This window comes from Rhodococcus sp. MT28 (assembly GCF_058792695.1).
The window spans coordinates 5,467-9,626 of sequence record NZ_JBXAFD010000041.1; the positions used below are offsets into that span (position 1 = coordinate 5,467).

General features: G+C 63.1%; 4 protein-coding genes. All 4 read right to left on the minus strand.

The window, feature by feature from the left end:
• Positions 1–360: transglutaminase-like domain-containing protein (locus AC1Q6C_RS33165; protein ID WP_492667108.1), on the minus strand; the 360-nt coding region annotated here is incomplete at its 3' end.
• Positions 357–1,820: a cytochrome P450 gene (locus tag AC1Q6C_RS33170; protein ID WP_019750067.1), complete on the minus strand. Its 1,464-nt coding sequence runs from the start codon at positions 1,818–1,820 to the stop codon at positions 357–359. The genes AC1Q6C_RS33165 and AC1Q6C_RS33170, both read right to left, overlap by 4 nt.
• Before the next feature lie 67 nt (positions 1,821–1,887).
• A complete protein-coding gene (locus tag AC1Q6C_RS33175) occupies positions 1,888–3,090 on the minus strand; it encodes an NAD(P)/FAD-dependent oxidoreductase (protein WP_003942429.1) in 1,203 nt (400 codons plus the stop codon).
• Positions 3,087–4,160 (minus strand): cytochrome P450 (locus AC1Q6C_RS33180; protein WP_492667109.1); only part of this gene is annotated, 1,074 nt, incomplete at its 5' end. The genes AC1Q6C_RS33180 and AC1Q6C_RS33175, both read right to left, overlap by 4 nt.

The window sequence follows — 4,160 nt, forward strand, 5'->3', positions numbered from 1 at the left end:
GTCCGTGCCGCCCATGAGCGCTCGCAACGCTTCGGTCTGCAAATGATTTCGGACGTCGGCAAACCCCAGTAGCGCCGGAATCCCTGCCGCACGGCACACCGCGGTCAAGAGCACCGCCTTCGGGACGCAATAGGCGCGCCCGGTCTCGAGGACGAAGCTTGCTCGATAATGGGCGGGATCGTCCGACACCGTGTAGGGGTCGTACCGGATCTGGTCGCGGACGGCGGCGAAGAGGCGCTTCGCCTTGTCCCGGTCGGTGCCCGCATCCCCAACCGCGGCGGCGGTGAACGCCCGGACGGACTCGTGCTCGATGTCGAGGAAGTCGGTCGCCCACGAGTGCGCCAGCGGTGCCTTATTCATCTGCGCTCCAGAGTTATCGGCAACCCGTCGACCGGAATGGGGAGCGAGGTGTTGTCCCACCTCGCTTCATACTGATCGGGGACCGTCCAGGTGTAGGTGCGTAGCATGTGGTGCAGAATCGCCTTGACTTCGAGGGTGCCGAAGTGCAGACCGATGCACTTGTGTACCCCTCCTCCGAAGGGGATCCACCCGAGGCGGTGATTCTGGTCCTCACGCCGCGGTTCGCTGAAGCGGTCAGGGTCAAAGGTGTCGGGGTCGGTCCAGCACGACTCGTCGAAGTGGTTCACCGACGGAGCCACGGCCACCAGGGTGTCCGCCGGGATGTGGTGGCCGGCGATATCCACGTCTTCGACCGTCTTGCGCATCACGATGGGCACGGGCGCCACCAGACGGAGTGTCTCCTTGATCACCAGGTCGAGAGTCTCCAGTGAGTCCAGGTCGTCGATGTCCGGGCGGCGTCCACCGAGTCGGTCGGACTCGGCCCGCGCCCGTTCCTGCCAGGCCGGGTGCTTGGCGAGGAAGTAGGCGGCAGCGGTGGTGGTGATGGTCGATGTGTCGTGGGCCGCCATCATCAAGAAGATCATGTGGCTAACGACGTCCTCATCGGTGAACGCCTCACCGTCGGCCGTGCGCGCATGGCACAGCCCCGCAAAGAGGTCGCCTCCTTGGCCACTTCGAGCCGCCGGCAGGTGCCGGGTGAAGTAGTCCTCCAAGAGCGCGCGCCCACGGACTCCCGCTCGCCAACGAGTCCCCGGTAACGGGAAACGGATGATCGAGCTGGCCGCACGCACGGTGGCCACGAAGGCGTCGTTGATGGCATCGGTATCCTCGCTACCCCCCCGACCTGCCATGAAGACCTTCGTGGCGACGTCGAGAGTTAGTGCCTTCAGCAGCGGGTAGATGCGCGTGGTGGATTGTCCCGCTGTCCACCCTGGGATGCTGGCCTCCAGCGTCGGGCCGAGCTGGTCGACGTAGCCGGCGAGTCGGTCGCGGGTGAACGCCTCCTGCATGATCCGCCGATGCATCCTGTGTTCGTCGAAGCTCATCAACATCAGGCCCCGATGAAAAAAGGCATCGATGAGATAGGTCCACCCGTCCTGGGAGAACGACTTCGCCTTGGTGGTCAGCACCTCCTGTATGGCATCCGGTCCGGCAACCGCCACTATTTTCGTGCCGAAGGCGCCCATCCACGACACAGGTCCTAGCCGCTGGTACCTGGCCCGGGAGAAGTTAGATCCGAACCGGATGTAGTCCAGGGTGTGACCGAGCAGAGGCATGCCAGCGGTCCCTAAGACCGGTTTGAGGCCTGACCCCGCCGGGGGCGGGGCGAGCTCTCGGACAGGCCACCGGTCACTGGCCCCGAGCAGGGCCGCGTCGACCCGACTCGGCAGTGGCACCATGAGGACCGACGAGAGTCGCTCACGACCCTTCGCCAGCGGGAGATGGATAATGTTCGTCACTTGTGTTCCTTTCCGAAACGCAGCCCGCACTCACCATTTCGTACCCATCGCCCGAAGACCCGTCATCTCAGGCGGAGCTGGCAAGCGCCAGTTCAGTTCGGTCGATGGGGAGTTGCTGCGTGATTACCCGCTTGCTGAACATGAAGTCACGGGGGCGGTTGATGCAGTCGGCGCCAATAAGCTCTCCCTCACGGAGGTAGAAGCAGGTGAAGTCGCGGTCTCGGGTCGGGTCTCCGCTGAGGATGACTTCGTCGTAACCGGTGTTCAGACCGGCGATCTGGAGCTTGAGATCATATTGATCCGACCAGAACCATGGAAGCGCCGCTATCTTCTTGGACTTCCCACACACCGTCGCGGCAGCGACCTTGGCTTGCTCGTGCGCGCTCGGCACAGACTCCAGGCGTAGAGGGCGGCTGTAGCGAGCCATGCTGTGGCTTGCGCAATCCCCGGCGGCCACGATGTCGGGGTCGCTGGTCCGGGCCTGGTCGTCGATCACGACGCCGTTATCAATGACCAGACCTGCGGCGGCGGCAAGATCGGTGTTCGGCTCAACGCCGATGCCGACAATGACGAGGTCAGCGGGAATTGACTCGCCACCGGACAGAACTACTTCACGGACCCTGTCCTCGCCGGACAGAACCTCGACCAGCACACCCGTCCGGATTTTCACGCCCTCCTGCCGGTGAATACGGTCGAAGAACGCTGATACTTCGGGGGCAGTGACCCGCTCAAGGACGCGCCCAGTCGCCTCGAGCACGGTGACCTCCAGCCCCAGTGCACGCAACGAGGCAGCCGTCTCCAGTCCGATGTAACCGCCGCCGATGATCACTGCCCGACGTCCTGCGTGGGCGGCCACTCGGATCATCTCGACGTCTGCGACTGTGCGTAAGTAGTAGACTCCGGCCAAGTTGGCTCCCGGGGTGGGGAGTCGCCGAGGGCGGGCGCCAGTGCACAGCGCAAGCTGGTCGTAAGCTAGTGCGCCGCCGGTACTCAGTGAGAGATGACCACCCGAGCGGTCGATCGCCTCCACCGTCGCATTCAGGACTTGGATTCCCTGCTTGCTATAGAAATCGGCATTGCGGATCGCAAGCTCGTCGAGTGTGCTCTTCCCGGCCAGGTACGCCTTCGACAAAGGAGGGCGTTGGTAGGGCAACGTCGACTCATCGCCGATGAGAACGATCTCGCCGGTCCACCCTTCCTGTCGAAGACTGGCCGCGAGTTGGGCTCCGGCATGGCTGGCCCCGACGACGAGGGCCCGATGTAAGGTCATACGTCGGATTTCGGGGTGAGACGGACCATCATCTTGCTGATGCCCCTGACAAAGTTGGACTGCACATACTCGGGCTCGCCGACGACCTCGATCTTTTCGAAGCGAGAAAGCAACTCTTCCCAGAGAATCCGCAGCTGTAATTCCGCCAGTCGGTTGCCCATGCAGCGGTGGACACCGAAGCCGAAGGAGATGTGGTTGCGAGCGTTGGCCCGGTCGATGATGAAGTCGTCGGGCCGATCGAACATCCGCTCATCACGGTTGCCTGAGGCGTACCACATCACTACCTTGTCGCCCTTGCGGATGAACTGCCCGTTCAGCACGGTGTCGGCCTTGGCGATCCGGCGCATGTAGGCCAACGGTGTTTGCCACCGAATGATCTCCGAGACCATATTGGGGATCAGGTCAGGGTTCGCCTTCAGCTTCTCGAACTGGTCAGGGAACCGGTTCAACGCGAGAACACCGCCGCTCATCGAGTTCCGCGTCGTGTCGTTGCCTCCGACGATCAGCAACACAAGGTTGCCCAGGAACTCCATCGGTCGGTCGATCAGATCCTTGGTGTCTTCGTTGCTCTGCAACAGGGTGATCAAGTCGAATCCGGGTTCCTCCCCGGCAGCTGTCCGGGCAGCCTTGTCGCGCCAGAGAGTGCTGAGACCTCGCGCCATGTCGCGCATGCCGCGGAACACCTCGTCATTGTCCGAGGGGCCGCCGTTGGCTTGCTCCATCGAGGATGCGAGATCAGACCAGTAAGCGAGCTTGCGGCGCTGCTCGTAGGGAAAGTCCAGGAGGGTCGCAAGCATCCGAGCGGTCAACTCGACCGAGACGTTCTGGACCCAGTCGAACGGCTGATCCACGGGCAGGTTGTCCAGCACCTCCTGGACGCGCGATCGAATCAGACCCTCCATCTCACGCAGGTTCTTCGGTGCGACCACGCCTTGGACAGCGGCCCGCTGCGCGTCGTGTCGTGGCGGATCCATCGCTATGAACATCTCGATATCAAGAAAACGAGGTGGAACCCCGATGACGATCAACGGCTCGGCGGAGAAGACCTCGTGGTTCTTGTCGACGGCCAT

What these genes read in the sequence shown, in the direction of transcription:
- AC1Q6C_RS33175 (WP_003942429.1), bottom strand. Translation starts at nt 3,090, where the DNA reads ATGACCTTACATCGGGCCCTCGTCGTCGGGGCCAGCCATGCCGGAGCC.